This is a genomic window from Bacillus pinisoli (assembly GCF_023036475.1).
Lineage (GTDB): Bacteria > Bacillota > Bacilli > Bacillales > SA4 > Bacillus_BS > Bacillus_BS pinisoli.
The window spans coordinates 1-22,436 of the sequence record NZ_JAJQKI010000011.1 but is presented as its reverse complement, the minus strand read 5'-3'; the positions used below and the strand labels follow the sequence as shown (position 1 = coordinate 22,436).

At 34.4% G+C, this 22,436-nt stretch carries 17 protein-coding genes and 1 riboswitch; of the genes, 12 read left to right on the top strand and 5 right to left on the bottom strand.

The genetic code is table 11. The features are described from left to right. Positions 1 to 72 precede the first annotated feature (72 nt). Positions 73 to 975: an HD-GYP domain-containing protein gene (locus LT143_RS15235; protein WP_246944171.1), complete on the top strand. Its 903-nt coding sequence runs from the start codon at positions 73 to 75 to the stop codon at positions 973 to 975. Positions 976 to 1,053: 78 nt separating this feature from the next. On the opposite strand, the gene LT143_RS15230 is transcribed toward LT143_RS15235, so the two are convergent. The 4 genes from LT143_RS15230 to LT143_RS15215 all read right to left on the bottom strand — a co-directional run bounded on the left by LT143_RS15230 (position 1,054) and on the right by LT143_RS15215 (position 7,443). Further along, the gene (locus LT143_RS15230; protein WP_246944169.1) at positions 1,054 to 2,886 is read right to left on the bottom strand and encodes a bifunctional diguanylate cyclase/phosphohydrolase; all 1,833 of its coding nucleotides are present in this window, start codon (positions 2,884 to 2,886) and stop codon (positions 1,054 to 1,056) included. Next, positions 2,876 to 3,433: a DUF5317 domain-containing protein gene (locus tag LT143_RS15225; RefSeq protein ID WP_246944168.1), complete on the bottom strand. Its 558-nt coding sequence runs from the start codon at positions 3,431 to 3,433 to the stop codon at positions 2,876 to 2,878. Before LT143_RS15225 ends, LT143_RS15230 begins: the two co-directional genes overlap by 11 nt. Positions 3,434 to 4,102: 669 nt before the next feature. Further along, a riboswitch (cyclic di-GMP riboswitch) is annotated at positions 4,103 to 4,187 on the bottom strand. Between the two features lie 496 nt (positions 4,188 to 4,683). Then, positions 4,684 to 6,063, bottom strand: a complete 1,380-nt coding sequence (locus LT143_RS15220; protein WP_418909841.1) for a L,D-transpeptidase family protein — start codon at positions 6,061 to 6,063, stop codon at positions 4,684 to 4,686. 315 nt (positions 6,064 to 6,378) lie between these two features. Next, a complete protein-coding gene (locus tag LT143_RS15215) occupies positions 6,379 to 7,443 on the bottom strand; it encodes a M14 family zinc carboxypeptidase (RefSeq protein WP_246944164.1) in 1,065 nt (354 codons plus the stop codon). 540 nt (positions 7,444 to 7,983) lie between these two features. Here LT143_RS15215 and LT143_RS15210 point away from each other — a divergent pair. The 5 genes from LT143_RS15210 to LT143_RS15190 all read left to right on the top strand — a co-directional run bounded on the left by LT143_RS15210 (position 7,984) and on the right by LT143_RS15190 (position 14,448). Next, positions 7,984 to 8,511, top strand: coding sequence for a hypothetical protein (locus tag LT143_RS15210; protein WP_246944162.1), 528 nt, complete (start codon positions 7,984 to 7,986; stop codon positions 8,509 to 8,511). Positions 8,512 to 8,525: 14 nt separating this feature from the next. Then, the gene (locus tag LT143_RS15205) at positions 8,526 to 10,871 is read left to right on the top strand and encodes an EAL domain-containing protein (protein ID WP_246944160.1); all 2,346 of its coding nucleotides are present in this window, start codon (positions 8,526 to 8,528) and stop codon (positions 10,869 to 10,871) included. Between the two features lie 184 nt (positions 10,872 to 11,055). Next, the gene (locus LT143_RS15200) at positions 11,056 to 12,660 is read left to right on the top strand and encodes an ATP-binding protein (RefSeq protein ID WP_246944158.1); all 1,605 of its coding nucleotides are present in this window, start codon (positions 11,056 to 11,058) and stop codon (positions 12,658 to 12,660) included. A 395-nt stretch (positions 12,661 to 13,055) separates the two neighbouring features. Next, positions 13,056 to 13,859: a DUF4397 domain-containing protein gene (locus LT143_RS15195; RefSeq protein ID WP_246944156.1), complete on the top strand. Its 804-nt coding sequence runs from the start codon at positions 13,056 to 13,058 to the stop codon at positions 13,857 to 13,859. A gap of 112 nt (positions 13,860 to 13,971) precedes the next feature. Next, positions 13,972 to 14,448, top strand: coding sequence for a class F sortase (locus tag LT143_RS15190; protein WP_246944334.1), 477 nt, complete (start codon positions 13,972 to 13,974; stop codon positions 14,446 to 14,448). A 67-nt stretch (positions 14,449 to 14,515) separates the two neighbouring features. On the opposite strand, the gene LT143_RS15185 is transcribed toward LT143_RS15190, so the two are convergent. After that, entirely contained in the window at positions 14,516 to 15,388 is an 873-nt protein-coding gene (locus tag LT143_RS15185; RefSeq protein WP_246944151.1) for a MerR family transcriptional regulator, read from the bottom strand. Positions 15,389 to 15,728: 340 nt separating this feature from the next. Between LT143_RS15185 and LT143_RS15180 the strand changes: the two genes are divergently transcribed. The 6 genes from LT143_RS15180 to LT143_RS15155 all read left to right on the top strand — a co-directional run bounded on the left by LT143_RS15180 (position 15,729) and on the right by LT143_RS15155 (position 22,060). After that, a complete protein-coding gene (locus LT143_RS15180; RefSeq protein ID WP_246944148.1) occupies positions 15,729 to 17,213 on the top strand; it encodes a phytoene desaturase family protein in 1,485 nt (494 codons plus the stop codon). Between the two features lie 141 nt (positions 17,214 to 17,354). Continuing rightward, the gene (locus LT143_RS15175) at positions 17,355 to 18,734 is read left to right on the top strand and encodes an ATP-binding protein (protein ID WP_336296622.1); all 1,380 of its coding nucleotides are present in this window, start codon (positions 17,355 to 17,357) and stop codon (positions 18,732 to 18,734) included. Positions 18,735 to 19,008: 274 nt separating this feature from the next. Next, positions 19,009 to 19,701 (top strand): Na-translocating system protein MpsC family protein, encoded by a 693-nt coding sequence (locus LT143_RS15170; protein ID WP_246944144.1) that lies wholly within the window; start codon positions 19,009 to 19,011, stop codon positions 19,699 to 19,701. 377 nt (positions 19,702 to 20,078) lie between these two features. Beyond that, complete coding sequence (locus LT143_RS15165) at positions 20,079 to 20,486, top strand: hypothetical protein (RefSeq protein ID WP_246944142.1); 408 nt, start codon at positions 20,079 to 20,081, stop codon at positions 20,484 to 20,486. Between the two features lie 138 nt (positions 20,487 to 20,624). Continuing rightward, the gene (locus LT143_RS15160) at positions 20,625 to 21,362 is read left to right on the top strand and encodes a Na-translocating system protein MpsC family protein (RefSeq protein WP_246944139.1); all 738 of its coding nucleotides are present in this window, start codon (positions 20,625 to 20,627) and stop codon (positions 21,360 to 21,362) included. Positions 21,363 to 21,379: 17 nt separating this feature from the next. Next, positions 21,380 to 22,060: a Na-translocating system protein MpsC family protein gene (locus LT143_RS15155; RefSeq protein ID WP_246944136.1), complete on the top strand. Its 681-nt coding sequence runs from the start codon at positions 21,380 to 21,382 to the stop codon at positions 22,058 to 22,060. Positions 22,061 to 22,436: the final 376 nt, after the last annotated feature.

Genomic DNA, 22,436 nt, shown 5'->3' with positions numbered 1-22,436 from the left:
GGCTTTTGGGATTTTTACGAAAGCAACAATCTATACCAAAACAGCGTAAATACTATAACAGAGGTGTTCAAAATGTCTTTTACTATAGGAAAAAATGGATCATTCATCGAGCATGTAAAGTTAGATGCATATGATATAAGTTTACTTGCTCGTGGAGATGGGACAGAAATTATGATCCAAACTATAGCTAAAGACAATTATTTCTATATATATCCTAGTGAAAATCCAGATGTAATGGAGTTTTTCTACATCCTCCAGGGAGAGCTAGAGTGTGAACATGAAGGTGAAAAGATAAAGTTTGGACCTAATGATTATTATTATGCAAAAAACATTACAGAAAATATTCACTTTAAGACATTATCAGATGTTGTTTATCTATGGGTCATTACAGAACCAACATTTTATCAACTGAGCGAGAGCATTTCGGAATTCACAAGTATAGTAGAAAAAGTTGAACAAAAAGACAGGTATACGATGGATCATAGTGAACGAGTAGCAACGTATGCGATGAAAATTGCTAAAAAAATGAGACTTTCAAAAGAAAGGCTCGAAAATTTATATATTGCTTCATTCTTACATGATATAGGAAAGATCAACACCCCTGAAGAAATATTAAATAAGCCTGGAAAGTTAACAGACGAAGAATATGACATTATAAAGCGTCATCCTTCAGACGGAGCGGAAATGGTCAAGGGTTCATACTATGATGGAATTGTTACAATTATTGAACAGCACCACGAGAGACTAAACGGTACCGGCTATCCGAATAGATTACAAGGAGAGCAGATTGTCTTAGAAGCTAGAATAATAGCTGTTAGCGATACCTTTGATGCCATGACGGAGGATCGAGCTTATCGCAAAGGATTTACTGTTCAATATTGCTTAGATGAGTTAAAAAGACTAGTAAATACACATTATGACGAAAACGTAGTGAGAGCCTTTGAAGAAGTATTGAGAGAAGAAGGAAGAATTTAAATAAACAAAACACTGCACTTAAAATGACTAATGCAGTGTTTTGTTTATATCTCATATACAATGACTGTTCTTCTTATTTTATATAACTTTATTTAATACATGCTTTTCTTTTATAGCTAGCTTTACTTCCGGTCTTAATTCAGATATGACTTCTATGAAAGGATCAATAAGATCAGGGTCAAACTGACTACCGGAACAACGGATAATTTCTTCAATTGCTTCAGGTATAGATTTAGCCTTTTGATAGGGACGATTTGTTGTCATAGCATCAAAGCAATCAGCGATGGTCAGAATTCTTGCTTCAAGTGGAATATCATGACCAGACAATTGATTTGGATATCCTCTACCATCAAATCGCTCATGATGATGACGGATCATTGGTAGGCAGTGGTGAAGTTCTTCAATTGGCTCAACCATTTGTTCCCCCCATATGACATGCATTTTAATAGTTTCCCACTCATCTTGGTCCAGTTTTGTGGTTTTATTTAAAACCTCTGTTGGTACCTCAACTTTTCCAATATCATGTAAAAGTGCACCATATCTAACATTCTTTACTTCTGAAGGTGATAGACCAATCTTCTTTGCAAGGTTCTCTGCATATTCCATTATTCTCTCTGTGTGTCCGTAAGTGTAGCGATCTTTGGAGTGGATAATCATTAGAAAAGTTCTTAATGATTGAAGAACTTCTTCTTCGTCCCTTGAAGAGAAGACATAATTTCCTTTCAGTTCATCAATAACAGATGTATAAAGCTGTACTTTGTTTCTACTACTATACTTAGTTTTATAAAGGGCTTGGTCAGCTAACATAATTAATTGTTCTCGTTTCGTTCCCATCTCAGGAGAGGTAGAGACACCAATTGAAACGGTAATACGCTTTTGTGGCATATGTTCAACACCATAGAAGGAAGTATTAGCTACTTTGAGACGTATGGATTCTGCTATAGCGATGGCTTCATTTGTATTTGTATTAGGTAGAATAATGGCAAATTCCTCTCCACCATATCTGCAGGCCAATCCGTTCGTAGGAATTGTATCCATAAAGATTTGTGCAAGTTCTCTTAGCAATTGGTCACCTTGAGGGTGCCCAAATGTATCATTATAATTTTTAAAGTGATCAATATCTATTAATAGAAGAGCAGTTCTCTCATTTTGTTTTAATGACAAACCAAGTTGTTCTTGGAAATATCGATGATTGTATAGCTTTGTTAACTCATCTTTTTCACTAAGATTTCTGAAGTGTTCAAACATGTTGTAATAACTTCGATAGGATATTCCTAGCGTCCACATAATCGTACAAAATACAATCATACCTAGCATGCCTTCATGTTGTACAACTACTGCTAATATAAGCCCTAGCGCCTTCATAGTAAAAAAGATCAGAACAGCTTTTCTTTCAAAAAATACTTTAAAAAATGTTTTCAATGGCTTTTTACTTCTAAATGAAAGATAAGTAGAGAGTAGTAATACGTTTGATATATAAAAGCAAATAGAAAATGCAATAAATGCTGGGATATTCACAATATATGAGTCAATTGATGTGTTTGTAAAAAAATTATAAAAAATAAAACCAACATACCCTGAAATACTAAACTGAATGCTATTGAAAGCATTAGAAACCCACTTTTTAGGGTTAATAAAAGATAAGATAATAAACATTAGAATACAAATGAGAAAAATTGTATATACACCATACAGTAAACCAGCTGTGAAAAGTAGAGGTGTAACCATTGAAAGGTTATCCCCTGAAGGTAAGACAATAGGTCGTAACTCAAAAAGTACAGCAGCAGCTGCAAAAGTTACAACAACAATCCATATATCTAGACTAATAGGCTGAAAAAGGGTAGTAAATAATGAAGAAAAGATAATAAGACAGAAAATTTGATAGATTAATAAACTTTTATTACGCTCCAACCCTAACCACTTCCTTGGGTTTTTTCTTTCCTTTAACCATCACGTGATGTAAGAATAGGATAACCCCTAGTGAAAAGATAATATCACCTAAGCTGATGACGATCTGGCGAGGATACGGATATTGTAAAAAGAAAATATCTCCAAGAAAATTCAGATGCGTGTTTTCTGATAATGCAACATGTTTGCCATACTCACCTGCAAGAAGTGCTGGTACATCGCTAGGAGAAATAACTTTAGCTGCTTCAACATCAACAGGCATTCTTCCACCATTTACGACCATTACAAGTAAATTTAGTAAAATTCCAATGATCATATACTTGAAACCAGCAAATTTGATATTAAAGATTGAAAATGCAATAAGCACTGTATTACTTACAATGATTGCTAATAAGAGTTGATTGGGAAATATATATATGGATAGGAATTGTAGAACAAAGGCAACAACAATTAGCCAAGGGTGTTTAAGAGAAATATTAACCAATCCTTGAAAGCTTCCACCCATAATCAAAGCTATAATAATGCCAATAATAATACTATCGATGAACATATAAGTGCCCCCTAAATGACCTTTAATGATAAATAGAGAGCTGGTTTATATATCTATCCAGCTCTCTCACCTAAAGAAGAGTATAAATCTACTAATTATTCAATACTTCTATGATGTATAGCTTCGTTTTAATTGAGTTTAAACCGGAAACAGCAACTAAAAACACATCATGCATAAATCTCTCCAAGCTTTTACTCTTCTATAAGGATATGTTCTTAATCTAGTCTCCATCCAAGAACTGGGCTGTACAAAAGTTTTTCTAATAGATTTTTAATGATTGTCATAAAAAATCCTCCCCTATAATATTATTAGTCAAGTCTAAATCCAGAAACAGCAGCTAATACGAACATTGTTGCATAAAATAAAGTCATTGTAATTTTAAATTTCATTGTAATAATCCTCCCGATAATTGTTTTTTTTTGATAGTCACGAAACGAGTTCAAACTATAATAGATTGTTCTTAAATACTTTTAACTAATATTAGTCAAGTCTAAATCCAGAAACAGCAGCTAAAACAAACATTGTTGCATAAAGTAGAGTCATTGTGATTTTGAATTTCATCGTTTCATCCCCCTTTAGTAGTAGTGAGACAAGCAGAAGGATTGTATGTAATAAGAAAAGCCCATTTATATCAATATAAATGGGCAATTATGTCGAGTATTAATCCTCGCTTGCAGCTGGCTGGCTTGTATGATCTACTTAAGCCCCTATAGCTTTGCGTCTTACCATTTCTGGTAATTTGCCCTTACGAAAATATTTAATTTTTAGTAGGTATTTAAGCATGAGCTATATTACCTACTTTTATAATAGACTAAATAGAAGAAAAAAAACAGTCTGAATTTTCGACAAAATAAATCTTAATGAAAAATAAGTTCTATCTATCGGCATTTTTATATAAGGAATTTATTGAAAAGAATAGGAAATTTATTTTTCGATATATCTTTTTTAACAAGCAATTTGTCTGTAAGTGTATTATTTACTTAGTTAATAATTCATATGATATTTTTCTAAAATAGAATAATAATTGAATAATATAACTATTATGTTTATTTTAATTTTGTAGAAAAATGTCGAAAACTTCTATAAAAATTTTCTGTATTAAGACATAATCTTTACAAACATAATAGAAAATAAGCTTATTTAGTAGTATTCGTGATGAAAATTGCTTAGATGCATTACATATATTAATATATTACATGTAAATATATACCTATTAAAAAAACAGGCAATCGTCAGGATTGCCTGTTTTTTTAATAGATTACTACGGGCTGATAGACACTTACATTTTGATAGACGTTCTTCATGACATTAGGAGGAATATTAACACAGCCGTTAGAGCCTGCGGTGTGGTATGCATTGCCTCTCCAGTTGCTTCGCCAACTAGCATCATGGAATCCCTGACCACTGTTGGTAAAAGGAGCCCAATAATTAACTTTAATAGAGTAGGGATTTTCTGGAGAGGTACCGGTCAGTGTGTATGGTGTTCTTTTGTAAAGAATATACCAAACGCCTTTAGAAGTATGTTGACCAGTTCTCTCGTTACCAGTCACTACATGAGTCGTAAATACTACTTTTCCTTCTTTATATAACCAGAGACGCTGATCTTTTAATGACACTTCTGCATACGTACCGCCAATGCCCCCATTAGCTAGCGTTTCATAGCCATACCCCTCATTGCTCCAACCATTTCCATAAATGTTAGAGGCAGCAAGGGAACCCACTCCATTTTCAAATGCATCAAGAATGAGAGCAGTTTCTTTCTCTATATCAAGTGCCCATCCATACCCTTGGCCTTTCACCTGAATAACTGATCCTGAGTGAGTATTAAAAGTGAAATCTTTACCTAAAGTAGATTGAGAAGCATTAATTTCTGCAACTCTTGTTCTGATATGTATAGGGTCTATTACCACCTTTTTATCTTTCGACACAAATGCATCTTGAATTAGTTCGTTTGCCTTTAGGGAAAATACTTGATCTTGAACCTGATAATTAACCGTGTGTTGAAGAAACTCTTTTAATATCTTTTCTTCATTTTTTACAGTCAGACTATCTTCCCTAATTGGTTGACTGAAAAATGGATCTAGATAGATATCACTTGTATATTGTTGCATAAGATAATTACTTAGTAGACTTTTAATATCATATTTCGTACCATCCACACTTTTAGTGATGGAAATTTTACCTTGTTTAAGAATAGCATGGGAATCAACGGGAGCTATTAATGGCTTATTTATAGAAAGAAGTTTCTGCTCTAAATCGTATTTCAATATGATGCTTCTATACTGGTCGTCTCGAGTTGGAAATAAGGAATAATTCTTTTTCTTAAAGGAAGGAAAAAAGGTCCACTGTTTTTCTAATAGCTCTTCGAACCTGGGTAGATCCTCTTCTGAAAATCTCATCTTCGTATCTGTTCCATCTATTATTTCTAGCTCACCAATATAGACTTTATTTGTTAAGCTTGTAGTTTGAAGCTTTCCAAGAGCCTGCTCCGGTGTTAGACCACCAACATTTATTCTGTTCACCGTAATATTAGTATTAAAATAATTTCCCTGATAGTAGTAAAGAATGGATAGTAAAATTAGCATAATCATGATGACAATACCAGGTAAAATAAACTTCCAACTTTTCATCCAACTAGATTTTTTCTGTGAATGGTTTTGTTCTTCAACAGAGTGTTTTACAGCTAATCCCACTAAAGTCCCTCCTACCTTTGACATCAATAGACAGCAAACTCTAGCATAAGTTAAAGTCTACTGTAATCTGGTACATTACTATTAGTCTAATAGAAAGTATAACAGATATTTTGTCATTTATTGGTATTTTAGTAAAATATTTTAATTTGTGAGCGGCACTATCTGTAAAATGAAGTCCTATATAAATAAAATGAAACCAGCTCCAATAAAAGAACTGGTTTCCATAACAAAATAATTTATTAAAACTATTACTTATTCATCATCTTCCTCACCAGACCGATTTCTTTGTACTGGGAGGGTTTCCCAAAAACTAGTATCAGCTGCCTCAATACTACCGTCTGCAATGGCTCTTACTGCTGCATCTAGTGTAGTGACTGTTTGCTTAATTAAATAGCCATTACTTTTTTGCCCAAGCGCATAGGACTCAATATAGTGATCTGACATGCCACGCATTTCAAAAAGAAGTGTGGAAATATCATAACGTAAAGCTGCTCCGTTACGACCAATGTTTGCGCCAGTTCCACCATTATATCTTCCAATATGACCCCATCCAGTAGGTTCAAGCGCGTGATACACAATAGAGCCTAGCTTTTTAGAGCGTTCACGGACTTCTGGTTTTACATCAGTATTAGTTGGATAAAGAATGGATCCAGAAACGAGCTCACCTTCCGTTTCACTTAGCGTACCTTGGTGATGAAGGTCAATCATATAGTCAATTTTGTATTTTTCAAATACATTCTCATGAAGAGCTCTAGCTTCAGGTTGCATTTCATTGGTCTCTTTATTATGTTCACGGTTAAGGTCTACATTATTTGCGTTATAGCGAGTCAAATGACGGTCACCATCGGCTAGATAGTTGTCGAGTGAGAAGTTAACATCTCCCATTGCTCCATCTGCATTCAGCATAGGAATAATTAAGATGTTTACATTTTCTAAAACACCCTTTGTTTTTTGTGTACCTAAATGTTTAATGAAGGTAAGTGCACCTTCTGTTGTTAATTGCTCATTGCCGTGCTGCTGAGTTAAGAATAATATGGTGGGATTAGAAGGATTAGAAATATATTTTGCCATATAGATATCACGGCCTTTTACTGTCTCCCCGATAATCTCTAATTCTAATGCTTCTTGTTTAGTATCTTGTGTCTTTAGGAAGTCCACTAAACTGTCATATGTATGCAGAATAGAAGTTTGAATGGAACCATTCCCAGCATTAGGACCGTTACCAACTGCTTCTGCTGGAACGGATACGAAGTTAAATGCACCAAAGGCAACTAGACTGGATAAAGAAACTGTTAGCACTCTCTTTTTCAAGCTCATCTTTATACCTCCAATTATAAATTTATGTTACCTTTTAACCTTAAAATAGATTTACATTTTTTAACAATGAGGTAAAGGGCTTATATTACCGACAAACTTCGTAACTCGAAATATATGATAAATGAACGATACTTTGTTCTAGATTAGATTAACTGGGTTATAAAAATAGGAGAAAAGCTCTAATTTGTTAGAGGCTTAACAACAAAGGTTTTCCCTGAGGGGACTCTTCAGAGGAAAAAAAGAAGGTATCATAAAAGAATAGCTCTGCAGACAACAAGCGGAGAGGTGTTTTCTGAGCTTAACAGAGAGTAAAAGAATAGATTGTTTCTAGTATTTCATAAGCATAGACCGTTAATATAGACGGTCTTTTTTCTGTTGATAGTACATTTGTAATGTTGTAAAAAACTGGTGTCGAAATTTGTAAAAGAATGTAATATTTTTGTGCTTTTCTTTCTGATATATTGCTATAATGATAAATATACATTGAAGATTGGATAAGGGGGAGGTTTTATCTATAAAAAAGTAAAATCAATAAAGGACATGAATACATTTAACCAAATATGGATGGAATGTTGGCTTGAAAAAGGGTATATGCTAGATCCTTCTTTAGAAGAAGCGGACCGTTTTATCATTATTGACTCAAGCGATAGAAGCATTGGAACGATTGAGTTTAAGCCCTACACAACTTCCGAAATGAATGAAATTAATAAGGTTTTTCCTTTTCATAAGATAGATTCTATTTATAACAATCAAGACAAAGTGATTGAAATAGATAAGGTGGCTATTTTAAAGGAGTTTCGCGGCAGGAATCTGGAGAGATTGTTATCCTTATTTATTTACTATAATGAACTGTACCAAATTGAGTATAATGTGGTGCTGCTAGAAAGAGTATTTTATAGAGCGCTAAAAAACGTCTATAAACTACCTTTAGAAACAGTAGGGGAACAATTTTATTATAAAGGGGATCACGTCATACCTACAGTTGTGTATCCAGGTTTTGTATATATGAACAAAGAAAAATTTCCGTGGCTGTTGCCTGATTTAGAAAAAACAATAATTAACACGTAAACAAGGAGAAATTAATGCCGACATCAAGAATTAGAACATTTGCCTACTTATTTATAATAGGCTTAATCATATTTAACGTATCCTGGTATATCATTTTTAGTCAAAATCAGAAAATGCTAGATTGGGGAGCTGTCATCTTACAAGTGACAGCCATTATTACAGCCTTAAGTTGGCTAAACCACACCTTTAGAAATGATAATGGAGAATCAAAGAGATTTTGGTTCTTTTTAGGATTGGGACTCTTAGCTTATCTAGTAGGAATCTTAATCTGGAGTTACTATCAATTTATTCTCCTGTCAGCTGCTGAGTTGGCTATTCTTCCTAAGATATTTTTTATCTGTCAAAATGGATTCTATACATTAGCGCTATTGTGCATGATGAATGTGATGAAGAAGAGTAATCTACTAACCATTAGGTTTATGTTTGATATCTTAATAGTAATGACGGTTGCTGCGACATTTATATGGTTTTTCATTATGAAGCCGTTAATTCATAATATAGATCATGTATTTTCATTCATTGATTTACTCTATCCAATCTTAGACTTAGGTGTGTTAACCGGTGTTATAAGTATTATTATGGCTTCTAATACTATATTTACAAAAACTACATCATATTTACTTGTTGCAGGATTTCTGATTCAAATCATAGCAGATTTCAACTTCTCCTATTTAACGATTAAAAATATGTATTCTGTAGGAAGTTTATCTGATCCTTTATGGCTTTTATCAATCCTTATCATTGGTTTGGCTAGTCTACATCATAAATCAATATCAATGGAAGAAAGCAGGATAAATAGAACGGCGGTTTCTAATAAAAAGGTGATCTTCAAGCATATTTTTCCGTACTTGGGAGTTATTCTCCTCTTTATCTATATTGTGTTGAAAATACAAAGTACGACGCCGATTATTATAGGTTTGTTTATTAGTATACTTCTTGTTATTTTGAGGCAGGTATTTACACTGTTGGATAATGACAGATTAGTTACCGATTTAAATAATTTGAATGAGGCATTAGAGGTTAAAGTAAAAGAGAGAACCGATCGTTTAGTGGAAACCATAAATCAAATGGAGCACTTCGCTTTTCATGATGTCGTCACGGAGCTCCCAAACAGACGCTATATTGAAAAAAGATTAAAACAAGCAATTCGGAATACCACTAAAACAAGTGGAAAAAAGATTGCGTTTCTCTTGCTTGATTTAGACCGGTTCAAGCAGATTAATGATAGCCTTGGACATTCCTATGGAGATGAATTATTAAAAGAAGTTGGCAAACGGTTAAGCCAAATCATGAATCCTAACGAGCTAGTTTGTCGCATCGGCGGAGATGAATATGCTGTATTGCTTGAAAACGTCAGTCTTTCTAAAGTGGAGAAGAAGGCTGCAGAAATTGTAGACGTCCTTCGAGAAGTCTATGAAGTTAAAGGATTAGAACTACATGTGACGCCTAGTGTTGGTATATCCATGTATCCAGATCACGGCAGAGATTTTGAGTCACTTCTGATGAAAGCCGATACAGCTATGTACAAAGTAAAGGACAATGGAAAAAACCATTTTATGATTTATGATGAAACGATGGATAACGAATCTCAACTTACTTTGGAAAACTCCCTAAGAAGAGCCATAGAACGGAATGAGTTTCTTTTACACTATCAGCCTCAAGTTCTCATAGATACTGGTCAGGTCATTGGTTTTGAAGCATTACTTAGATGGGCTTCACCGACTCAGGGTAATGTGCCACCATCCGATTTCATTCCTATTGCTGAAGAAACAGGGCTCATCCTTCCAATAGGTGAGTGGGTCTTAAAAGAGGCGTGTAAACAGACTGTCGAATGGGAAACACAAGGATTCAAGTCAGTTAGAATAGCCGTTAATATTTCTTCCCTACAATTTCAACAACCCAACTTTGTTGAGACGGTAACGAGAATATTGAAAGAAACAAAGGCAAACCCAAATAACATTGAACTTGAAATTACAGAAAGTATGGCAATGGGTTCAATTGAAAATGTTATTACGAAACTAAGTAAATTAAAGGAAATGGGCTTCCTTATTGCAATGGATGACTTTGGAACAGGTTATTCCTCCTTACAATATATGAACCGTTTCCCAATCGATCGCTTAAAAATTGATCGTTCCTTTATTTCTCTTTTAAGTACAAGTGAAAAAAATGATGCTATTGTAAAATTAATTATTATGATGGCCAAAGAGTTAAACTTTAAAGTGATTGCAGAAGGTGTGGAAACAGAGAAGCAAACCTCCTTCCTTAAGAGCATGTTCTGTGATGAAATACAAGGTTACTTGATTAGTCCTCCATTAAAAATAGAGGATTGCGGTAAATTCTTGGATCAGGAGCTTAATTAATTAAAACGTAAGATATCTTTAATTCCCGAAGTGAATGTTTATAGCTTCGGGGTTTTTCTATATAACACGAAAGTACAAAGAACAACCAAAAAATACTATTAATAACCAGCTAGTTGAAATGGCTAAAATTATATATAATAGTACTATTGTACTAATTTAATAAATTGATCTGAGGGATATAGATATGATCAAACTGACAGATTACGATGTCGTTAACTCTCATAAACGATGTCTTGAACTATATAAGATGAATCCTGATGCTCCGGTAATTCCAAAGCTATGTATAACTAAAAGTAGAATTCAAGATAAAATTAAGAGCTTAGATGACTTCGTGTACTTTTCTAGAAAATTCATGAAAAAACTAATTTCCGACCTAGAGGCAATCCCTGTACTAATAGTAATTTCTGATCATGAAGGATACATTCTCGACAAGTACGGAGATCCAACGATTAAAGGACAAGTCGAATCTTTAGGGATTTCAATTGGTATTAGATTTAGGGAAGAAGAGCTTGGAACAAATTCTATCTCATTAGCACTAGATTTAAAGAGGCCCATCCGAATGATAGGCACAGAGCATTTCCAGCGAGTACTTCATCAAAGTGCTTGTTTTTCTGTCCCTTTTTACCATGAAGGTAGAGTTGGAGGGACGATCTCTGTCATGATGGCAGCAAAAGATGCAAGTTCCTTTCATTTAGGGCTATTACTGTCAGCTGTGGACTCTATCGAAAGAGAAGTAAAAGTTAACAAGCAAAACAAAAAGCTACTAGTACTTAATCAAGTATTAATTAACAGTAGTCGAAATGGAATTATTATTACAAATGAAGAAGGCCATATCATTGAAATGAACCCATTTGCTGAAAATGTTTTGTTATCTAAGAAAGAAGAATTACTAAATCAATCCATCGTTAATCTAGGTGAGATGGGCTCCTATATGATGGAGGTTCTGGATAAACACACTAGATTTGAAGATGTAGAGATCAATATATCTGGGAAAATATTATTGTTCGATTCATTTCCTATTTTTGATGAATCCCAGCAAGTAATAGGAGTATTTGGTCAATTTAGAGATATAACAGAAAGATTGTCATTAGAGAAACAAGTAATGGCTAGTGAAAAACTTTCTGCTATTGGAAAAATAAGTGCAGGATTAGCACATGAAATTAGAAATCCTTTAACAGCTATCATGGGGTTACTTCAGTTGTTTAAAAAGCAGGCGATCTCAAATGACCAAACACTAGAAAAGTATTTTCAGATTATTACTAGTGAGCTAGAAAGAATAAAAAATCTTGTCAATCAATTTGTATTAATGGCCAAGCCAGAACAAAAGAAAATCTCAAAATCTAAAACCGAAATGAATGAATTAATAAGAGATATTATTTTATTAATGGATAGTCAATTGACAAACAAACAAGTACAAATAAACTTTGATAGTAAAACGCAGACAGAAGCATATATTGATTCTGATAAAATTAAACAAGTACTTATTAATATTATTCAAAACTCGATTGATGCTATAGATCATAAGGGAGTAATTTCAATTATTCTTGACACTAGTCCTAAAGATAATGGAATAGTCATAGAAATTAAAGATAATGGCTGTGGCATGGACCCTTATACGTTAGACACTATATCCACACCTTTTTTCTCAACAAAGAAATATGGTTTAGGTTTAGGACTTTCCATGAGCTATAATATTATTGAATCGCATCAAGGGAAAATAACGGTAAGTAGTGAACAAGGAGCTGGAACAATTTTTACTGTTTGGTTACCATTAAGATCAGATGTCTAACATTCAAAACTAACTTAAACTTTACGAGAGAAAGCTTTTACAGGGTCACCATTAAAACGGTGATCCCTTTTTGTTGGAAGTTGTCGAAATATTTCCCGGGGGATAGGTAAAGAAATGCTTTTTCCACCTAAATTAAGGGTCAATCATGATAAATAAGTTACACAATTAAAACGGGAGATACCCGTTTTTTTCTTTTTATACCTAGTGACGACGAATCTAAATCAAGCTTACATCTTAAAATTAGAGAATAACTCTTATTGTAAATTGCTTAATTGTTGACAGCTTATAATTAAACATTGTATAAGTATTGTATAACTTATGTGTAGCTTTCCGGATTAATGTGTACATAATCTATACATGAGCTATAAAAAAGTATTACAAAGGAGAGAGGAAAGATGAAGAAACTAGTAACATCTGTGATTTTGACTCTAATTTTCACCATGTTTGCAAGTAGTGTGTTAGCTGATGATCATGATCAAGCTAAGGTTCGTATCGTTCATGGCTCACCTGACGCACCGGCTGTAGATATCACTGTAAATGGAGATACAGTTGTAGAAAATGCTTCATTTAAAGCGGTAACAGATTATTTAATGGTTCCAGCTGGAGAGCATGAAGTAGCCATATTTGCTGCTGGTACCGTTTCAGAAGGAAAACCAGTATTAACAACTTCTCTGACAGTTGAAGCTGGAAAGGCCTATACGGTTATTGCAAGCAACACATTAGAAAATCTAGAAGTAGCGGTATTAACTGATGATATGACAGTAACAACAGGTAAGACTAAAGTACGAGTAGGTCACTTTTCTCCAGATGCACCAGCAGTTGATGTAGCGATTACTGGAGGAGATGTACTGTTTGCTAATGCTCCATTTAAAGCAGTAACAGACTATGCCGAAGTGGATCCTGCAACATTAGATTTAGAAGTACGTGTAGCAGGCACAGAAGATGTTGTGCTCTCGTTACCTGGAACAGAGCTCAAAGCAGATATGATCTATACAGTTCTTGCAGTAGGGCTAGCATCTGGAGAACCAGCGTTAGATGTATTAGTATTAGCGGATCCATCAACATCATCTATGCCTACAGAACTTCCTAAGACAGGAACAGGTGGATTAACAGGGTTGTTAATGAATAGCTTACCAGTTTTATTGATTGCTGGAGTTTTCTTTATGATCTATAAAAGAAAAAGCCTCTTTCAATCCTAATCTACTATTTATTATTCTGTTGGTCGGATGCGAACCATATCAAGCTGTTACAAGTGAGGTTCCAAACTCACCTGTTAAAGTTGAAAACATAAAGAAGGATGTAAAATTGAGTGTGCTATCCAATGAAGTACGAACTGTGAGAACTGATAAAGGAATCACACCGACTGGCTTATCGATTCCGTCTATTAACCTAACGACAAATGTTATTTCAGTCGGACTTTTATCAGATGGCTCAATGGAGGTTCCAAAGAATGTAATGGAAGTTGGGTGGTATAAGCTAGGTGCAAAGCCTGGTCAGGCAGGAAATGTAGTGTTAGCAGGACATGTTGATGACTATCTAGGACCCGGTATCTTTATAAACTTGCATGAAGTCTCTATTTCAGATGAGATTATCATCACTGGAGAGGACCAAACGGTTACGTATCGAGTAGTTAAAATAGAGAAATATCCTTATAATGACGGGCCAATAGAGGAAGTCTTCGGGTTCACTTCTGAGAAACGACTACATTTAATTACATGCACTGGAGTATACAATCCTTTTAAACGTACTCATGAAGAAAGATTGGTTGTAACGGCCATTGCACAATAAAAGCAGCTGACTTTGCTCAGCTGCTTTTCTATGTCTAGCGGAATGTTAGTAAGTGATTATTGTTTTATTATTTAACATGTAGGTTAAACCAGTCATTCCATTCAACCCTTTGTAGGTTTGACACTGAAGGTGACTGAAATAATTCAGACTCTTTAATTGCTTTGCCTCCCAGCACAAACTTTAAGTGAGGGAGCTGTTGAGTTGTTTCTTTTACCCATTTTTCAAGAGATCTGTAGGGCTCTGGGTTTGTAAGTGAAATAGCAATAATAGATACTTCCTTCATTTTTATAAGATCATTTAATCCATCAAGAGGAGTATTAGGACCAAGATAAATGACATCTACACCCTTTTTTCTAAGAAACAAGCTAAAAAGAAGCAACCCAATATGATGATGCTCGTTTTCTGGGCAGAAGGCTAATGCTCTTGGGAGACTGGGGTCTGTCGGTAAAATCCTAAGAAACTGTGTGCATCTTTGTATAATTAATTGTGATGCAAAGTGCTCTTGGGCCGTTGTAATATGTCCTTTCTCCCACTCATCCCCTACTTTATATAGGACATGAACGAATATGTGTTGAAATACATCTTCAAAGTCATATAGGGTAAACGCAAGATCTGTCACTCTATTCGCTTGATCTGCATTTACATCTATCAATGCCTGATATAGTTGATCAATGACCCCATCATACCCATTTATGGATTCAGGTATAGACGGAGCGGTTTTTTTTGTTTCGTGAAGCAACCGTATTGCTTCTCCGATTTTAACATGATCTTGTTCCATTTTTTTCTTTAACCACTGCAGTGTTTCAATATCTTTATTACTATATAAACGATGTCCACCATCGGTACGAGTTGGAGTAATAACTTGATATCTAGTTTCCCATGCACGTATGGTAACCGTTGGGATATCTAGTATTTCAGACACTTTCTTAATGTTGTACATACATGATTTCACCTCTATATAATTATACATAATTTATACAAAAAAAGCTGTAATAACAAGGACTTGTAAAAGAAAATTAAACTCAAGGGAAATATTATTGCTACAAATGTATAATATATGTATAATTTAATCAAGTGAGTTATATATAAACTATACAGAGAGATGGCTGGATAAGATTGTGTAATTGTAGTAGGTTTAGCAGCTATTATAACTTTTATCTCCTATATTATGTGAGAAAGGGGCTTATCGCCCTTTTTTAGTTTGTAGATTGTACTCATACTATACAAGGACGTCTAGTTTCGTTAAATCCCAAATCCATTTAGGAAAGGAAGAATCTAGAGTGACTAAGTCGGTCTGTATTATTGGGGCAGGAATTGGTGGTCTAACAGCTGGAGCCTATCTTGCCCAATCTGGATATAAAGTAACGATTTATGAGAAGGCCACAACAGTTGGTGGGTCAGCAGGAGCGTACACTAGGCATAAACGGACCTTTCCAACTGGTGCAACCGTTGGATTTGGATTAGAGGAAAGTGGTGTACTTAGTGATATTCTCAAAGATTTACAAATAACCATTCCGCTTCAAAAGCTAGATCATCCGATGGATGTGATTCTCCCATCAGGTAAAGTGTCTATTTACCAAGATTCTTCTTTGTGGGAAAAAGAGCTTCGTCTTGTTCAACCAGTCTCACAAGAGAACATCCTTAAGTTTTGGAATATGCTTGAACAAATTAGTTCAGATGTGGAGGAGATTGTTAAACAGAGAATTTCACTTCCAATTCAAAGTTGGAGTGACGTTCAGAGGTTAGCAAAACTTGGAGTCATATCACCAATTATATTGTTTAGACTTGCTCGTTTTGCACTGTGGAGTGTAGAAGATTTAATGAAAAAATGTAAAGTTAAAGACATTGAACCACTTCGCCAGTTCATAGATGCACAGCTTATGGATGCTGTTCAAACGGATTCTTCAAAAGCAGCATTATTACCCTCAAGCCTTGCTTTATCAATATATCGTAGAGGTAGCTTCTCAATAGACGGTGGGTTTAGTACCTTGTGTAAGGCACTTGCAAAGCGGATCGAGGAACTTGGCGGAACCATAAAGCTTGCAACTTCAGTAAAAGAAATACAGTACATCAAAGAAACCGAGAAGTGGGATGTGAGAGGTAAACGATTACAAGAGTTGTTTGATATCGTCATAAATAATTCAGGTGTTTCTTTTGGTGAAGGCACCAGTTATATGAAAGAAGAGGCTTTTTCTTGGGGTGCTTTTCGGATTGATGCGATCTTAGAACGCCAAGTAATTAGTAAGCTTAATTCATCAATGTTACCGTTTGCCTATCAAATTGTTCTTCCAGAAAATCGAACTAAAAACTCAAGTAAGATCCACGGTCCACTATATGTGACCTTTCATGAATCCAGAGATTCATTAGGAAACATCGTGAAGGATGAGGTAATGATGACAGCATCTATTCATACAGATGCAAGACTGTGGAAAAGTTATTCTAAGGAACAATATGTTCTTGAAAAAGATAAGATTTATAGTGAAATGCTAGAGGTTATTAATCGTGTAATACCTATAAACCCCTTTTTAAAGTATGCAGAAGCAGGAACTCCGCTTACCTATCTGAAATATATGGGAAAAACAGAGGTAGGGGGATTCCCCTTAGATGTAATGACAGCCGTAATAAGACCCAAAAGTTTCCGTACAAAGAATAATCATTTTTATATTGTAGGTGAACAAGTATTTCCAGGACCTGGTACATTGTCTTCTGCATTAAGTGGTTATTATGCTGCAAGAGCGATTATGAAACACAGTAAGATAGTGTAAACTTTTAGAACTTATGTATAGCTATTGAATATCCTTACAAATTGTTATAGTATTATCTGTGGATATAGAGAATTAATGCTCTGATCATTGATAGAATAATTGACTGAAAATTTTAATAAAAGGTAAAGATTTTCTAGAGAGATGCTAGAATTTATAGCCGAAATAAAAGTAGAGAGATACTACTTTTATTTCGGCTTTTTTTATTTTACTAAAAAAATAAACTGGCTGGAGAATTGTATACCGATGGATATTGTAAAAGATTTTATACTTAACTTTTTTCTCATATTTACATGCTTTTTTATATTAATCGTACTGAAGTTCAGACTTGGACAAGTTAGTAAATTGGCATTATTTTTAGTCGCTTCTCTTGCTGTCTTATTTTGTATCACCTTTCCAGTTCGATTAGATGAAGATTTTATCGTGGATCTTCGAATGATTCCAATTGTGGCAGTAGGATTATACGGAGGGTGGCCAATATTAGCTTCTCTAATGCTAGTTAAAGTAGGTTACCGTTTTTGGTGGGGGGGATTAGGTGCTTATGCTTCTCTAGTTATTGCTATTGTCATGATTCTTTTGATTAGCTATATATCTTATAAGTTTCAATCTCTTTCTCCTCGTAATCGAATATGGTTAAGTGCTTTGATCGGAATACCTGTGACTATACTTGAATTACTCATCGTCATGTTCGTATTTCAGCATTCAATACCTCTAACGATTTTCATAAGTAAATTGGTACTTCAAACCATAGGCATCTTCTTTTTTGTCCTAACATGGGAGATGGTCATTACTTATAAAGGACTTCACGAAAGGGTTTTGAGAACGGAAAAAATGGAGATCGTTAGTCATCTGGCATCAAGTTTTTCCCACGAGGTAAGAAATCCAATGACCACTGTTAAAGGTTTTCTTCAGCTAATGACAGACCCTAAAATAGACCGTGAAAAGATGAATAGATATGTATCCATTGCTATTAACGAAATTGACCGAGCTGAATCAATCATAAAAGAATACTTGACCTTCACGAAGCCTGATTCTAGTGAGAATAAAACGATCGATGGTCGTGACTTACTAGAAACTTCCGTTGAAGTGATACGCCCGTTAGCAAATGCGAGCTCAATCTCCATTATCTTAAAGAATAATCATTTCATCTTTGAGGGTAATAAACAGCGAATGCAGCAGGTGTTAATCAATCTGTTTAAGAACGCTATTGAAGCTATGCAGAGTGGTGGAACATTAACGGTAGTGGCTGTAACCCAAACGAAGTGGGTAAAAATCATAATTGAAGATACCGGAATTGGAATGACAAGGGAACAAATAAATCGACTAGGGGAGCCTTTCTTCTCAACGAAAGGCGATCTAGGAACTGGACTTGGTATGATGGTGGTCTATCATATAATAGAATCTATGGGTGGAAAAATAGAAGTGGACAGTCAAGTTGGAAAAGGAACGAAATTTACTCTGATCATCCCATCAGTTGGTTCTACTCACCAAACTGACGTTGACACAACAATTATCTCTATCTAGCTTACCTAAATATTTATTGCTACATTGTAATTAAAGTGCTAATATATAAAATGACTAATGTCTTGCAGTCATTGGTTTTCGAGTTCATATAGAGTAAAATCACTAATGAAATTAATAAAAGCTAGTAAATAGAAATTTGTGGTAAATGGAAGAAACTGAAATTATAGAATGTCTATCCATGGCCTAACTTCTTTTATAGGAGTTAGGCCTTTTTATGTTTATATGGTAAAATTTACAAGCTTATAGATGAGTGGAGATATATGGGGAGGATAGCATGAACAAAGTATACAGTAAAAATCAAGAGGACCTCCTGCAACTGGGTAGTTCATTAAGCAGAATGCTAAAGCAGAGATTTGGTAAAGGTCCAGAAACTTGCTTTGTCACACTACATTCAGAACGGTTAACCATTTTCGTTCGAAACTTTATAACACCTGCAGAGGAAGTACTGATTGAACGGAATCAGATTAACTTAGCTTATAAATTTCGTAACACAGTTATGGAAAAAGTATATCAGCAGTTTATAGAAGTGGCAGAGAAGAAGTTAAGTTTAACATTTGATGTCTGTATAAGTGATTGGGACTACGAGTTAAATACAGGAATGATCTTAGTAGAAAGAAAATCACAACCTAGTGATTGGAGTGACGCTAAGCCATTAGTAGGCAGGCTATTAAACTTAATCCAAGATATATCAACAGAAAACCATAAAGTACCGAAGTCTACCAGAGTAATGAAGATTAATCAAAATATCGTGGGTATTCAATTTGAGGGAATTATGCTTCAAACAGAGAAGGTTTTATTTCATAAAGGATATCATGATCTATTACTAGAACATTCTCTTCAAATTAAAAATAGCTATAAAGAGAATAAAAATTATTTTGAACCAGTATTTGGAAGGAATGTGGAAGGCATATATATGACTTGGAATTATCACTCTGACCAATGTTACATTTTCTTTTATTTACAATAAACTATTTACACTGTTTTTAAATTTTTATATGATTAGAATGTAGAAGAGATTTGAAGCTCTTCTTTTATACTACTATAACAACTTATGATATATTAAGCATAGAACAAGTAAATAAGTATTGGTGGAAATGATTTAGATATGTTAGCTAAACGTAAGCCAAATTAGCAAAAAGAGTAGAAAATCTTTTTGTTAATTTGGCTTATTTTTTTGTTCTCAAAAACTCTCACCTAAAATTTTCACCTTTACCACGCATCCAATTTGTCTTCCTTTATTTAGCGGAAACGGTATAATTTATTTATAGAGTTACAAGAGGATGAGAGGGTGCTAGTTGCTACTTATGATGTTCGTGTGGATGCTTTATGGGAGGTTCGTTCAACATGGTTCAGCAAACAAAAGGATTTAAGGAAGTAGAATATTCCAAATCAGTAACATTACTTAATATGCTTTCTTCTCAAACAAATAATATTAATAATATGATAGAAGTAATAGATGAATTGTTAAAAAGTTATGATGTGTGGGAAAAGGAGTCTAATTATAAGGAGAATTTTTTAGATATCCTTAATCTTAAGGAGTTTTGTGCGGCTCAGTTAGCAAGTCAGCTAGTTGATAAGCAACTGATTATTGACTTAATGTCTTCTATAGAAGACTTATTAAAAGAGCTCTACGACAATGTGTGTAAAGTAGATCAATACATTGAGGGATTAGACCTATCTATAGAATGTAAAAGTAAAGTACAAGTAGAATTATTTCAATTAAAAAATATAATAAAGCTGATACAAGCTTAAACAATAAATAGTGATAGCAGATACTGGACTCTTGCCAGTGTCTGCTTTTTTCATGCCTTTTTCGTGTCATTATACGGATTTAGGAAGAAGTTATCGTCTATACTAATACGAGCAGAGAATAGGAGAGGAGTATAACTAGTGGATGAGCAAATCATGGATTTTCAAAAAGAAATAAGTGGATATGTTGGTAAACTAGTCAGAGATATTTTCGGCAAGGGACCTCAATCTGTTAACACCACCATTGGCTACACATTTGTAACAATTTATTTAAGGAATTTTATTACTCCATCTGAGCGAGTCCTTTTGGAGCAAGATCAAGTCATGACAATCTGGCAACTAAGAGATAAATTAATGGAGAATATTATCCCTGAATTACGCGCATATATTGAACTTATGACTGGAAAGAAGATTATTGAGATTTATTATGATTGGAACCTTCATAATAAATCAGCGATGATTACATGTATCAGTGATGAACCTTTTACTGATAAGGATGTAATTGATGAGAACTATAAAGGTAAGGAATCTGTGAATAAAGAAGTGGTGGGGATTAGTGAACAAGCTCAGAAGATACCTGAAGAAATCTACTCGTGTCAGTTAAACGAACGGACGATTGTGGTTATTCGAAATGGAATCCTTGTTAGAATTGAGAAGGAGTTAATTCGTCTTGGACACGGTGACCTTTTAAAAAGAGTAAAAAGGAATTTAGAGAAGACGTATTTACATAACACTAGTCAATTTGAAAACGTCTTAAACAGTAAGGTAGTCGATGTTTTTGTTGATTGGGATTTTGATCTTGATAAGAGTACGATCTTACTGTTTATCAATCCAACTGTACCTAAAATTACGAAGTACTCTCAAGTTGATAATGAGTAGTAGGAAAGGAGGAAAGCATGGATCAGGAGCTATTAAATTCAATAAGTGGATATACGAGTAAATTGTTACGCAAAAACTTTGGAAAAGGACCGCAGTCTTGTCAATCATCTATTAGTGGAAATCTATTAGTTATCTATATAAGAGGTTTTATTTCACCGATGGAAGAGGTTCTTATCAATCAAGGTCAGAGAATTGAAGTAGAAAGAGCAAGGACCTTCGTCATCAACCACTTGTTAGAAGAGTTAAAAGGGATGATTGAAGTTTCATTAGATCGAGAAATTGAAGGCTTCTATCATGATTGGAATTTCCCCAATAACTCAGGGGCGGTTATTTTTATTCTGAATGAAATGGAACGTGACATTAGTTATGTGGATCCTACTGTAGATATCCCTCAATTAGAGAAGGAAATAGCTAGAATCAGTTATCTGGTTCAAAAAGTTCCTGACCAAGTAAAGGTATTCCCTATATCTTCCACAATTTACCTGGTTGAGCGAATAGGAATTCTTGTCAGAATTGAGCAGTCCTTAATACAAAAAGGATTTGAAGAGGAACTAAGAATTGCAAAAGATGAGTTAGAGAAAAGCTATCTTCACAGATATGGGAAATTTCATGAAATTTTTAATAAACAAGTGAGAGATATCTTTGTTGCTTGGAATCTAAAGGACGATAAATCCATGATCGCGTTCATTTTACACTAATAGAAGGAGGATGGGACATAAGTATTTGTGTCTTCCTCAAACGCTAATAATATCTAAATTATACAATTGTTCATAAATACTCTTTTACTTATTAATCTGCTTACCTTGGAAAACAAGTGCGTTCCATTGCGCTTCAGACACTCGCTTTCCGCGGGGAGATAAGAAGGGTATTTTCACTAGCGTGAAAAACCCCACTCCTCGGCTTCGCCTGTGGGGTCTCGACCTTTTCTCTTTTTCCCGCAGGAGTCGAGTGTCTTTTGCTCCATTTCACTATTATTAAATATAGTATGCATTAACAAATAAGGAGTTGAACTATAAGGAATCCGTTAAATAATTCGGGTGTTAAGTTGACTGGAATACTTATGTCCCAGCCTCT

Bases quoted from the DNA above. Each gene is read 5' to 3' on its own strand.
- LT143_RS15220 (WP_418909841.1), bottom strand. From the start codon at position 6,063: ATGAAAAGTTGGAAGTTTATTTTACCTGGTATTGTCATCATGATTATG.
- LT143_RS15175 (WP_336296622.1), top strand. From the start codon at position 17,355: ATGCTAGAATTTATAGCCGAAATAAAAGTAGAGAGATACTACTTTTAT.
- LT143_RS15155 (WP_246944136.1), top strand. From the start codon at position 21,380: ATGGATCAGGAGCTATTAAATTCAATAAGTGGATATACGAGTAAATTG.
- LT143_RS15210 (WP_246944162.1), top strand. From the start codon at position 7,984: ATGAATACATTTAACCAAATATGGATGGAATGTTGGCTTGAAAAAGGG.
- LT143_RS15185 (WP_246944151.1), bottom strand. From the start codon at position 15,388: ATGTACAACATTAAGAAAGTGTCTGAAATACTAGATATCCCAACGGTT.
- LT143_RS15200 (WP_246944158.1), top strand. From the start codon at position 11,056: ATGATCAAACTGACAGATTACGATGTCGTTAACTCTCATAAACGATGT.
- LT143_RS15205 (WP_246944160.1), top strand. From the start codon at position 8,526: ATGCCGACATCAAGAATTAGAACATTTGCCTACTTATTTATAATAGGC.
- LT143_RS15225 (WP_246944168.1), bottom strand. From the start codon at position 3,433: ATGTTCATCGATAGTATTATTATTGGCATTATTATAGCTTTGATTATG.
- LT143_RS15215 (WP_246944164.1), bottom strand. From the start codon at position 7,443: ATGAGCTTGAAAAAGAGAGTGCTAACAGTTTCTTTATCCAGTCTAGTT.
- LT143_RS15170 (WP_246944144.1), top strand. From the start codon at position 19,009: ATGAACAAAGTATACAGTAAAAATCAAGAGGACCTCCTGCAACTGGGT.
- LT143_RS15195 (WP_246944156.1), top strand. From the start codon at position 13,056: ATGAAGAAACTAGTAACATCTGTGATTTTGACTCTAATTTTCACCATG.
- LT143_RS15235 (WP_246944171.1), top strand. From the start codon at position 73: ATGTCTTTTACTATAGGAAAAAATGGATCATTCATCGAGCATGTAAAG.
- LT143_RS15165 (WP_246944142.1), top strand. From the start codon at position 20,079: ATGGTTCAGCAAACAAAAGGATTTAAGGAAGTAGAATATTCCAAATCA.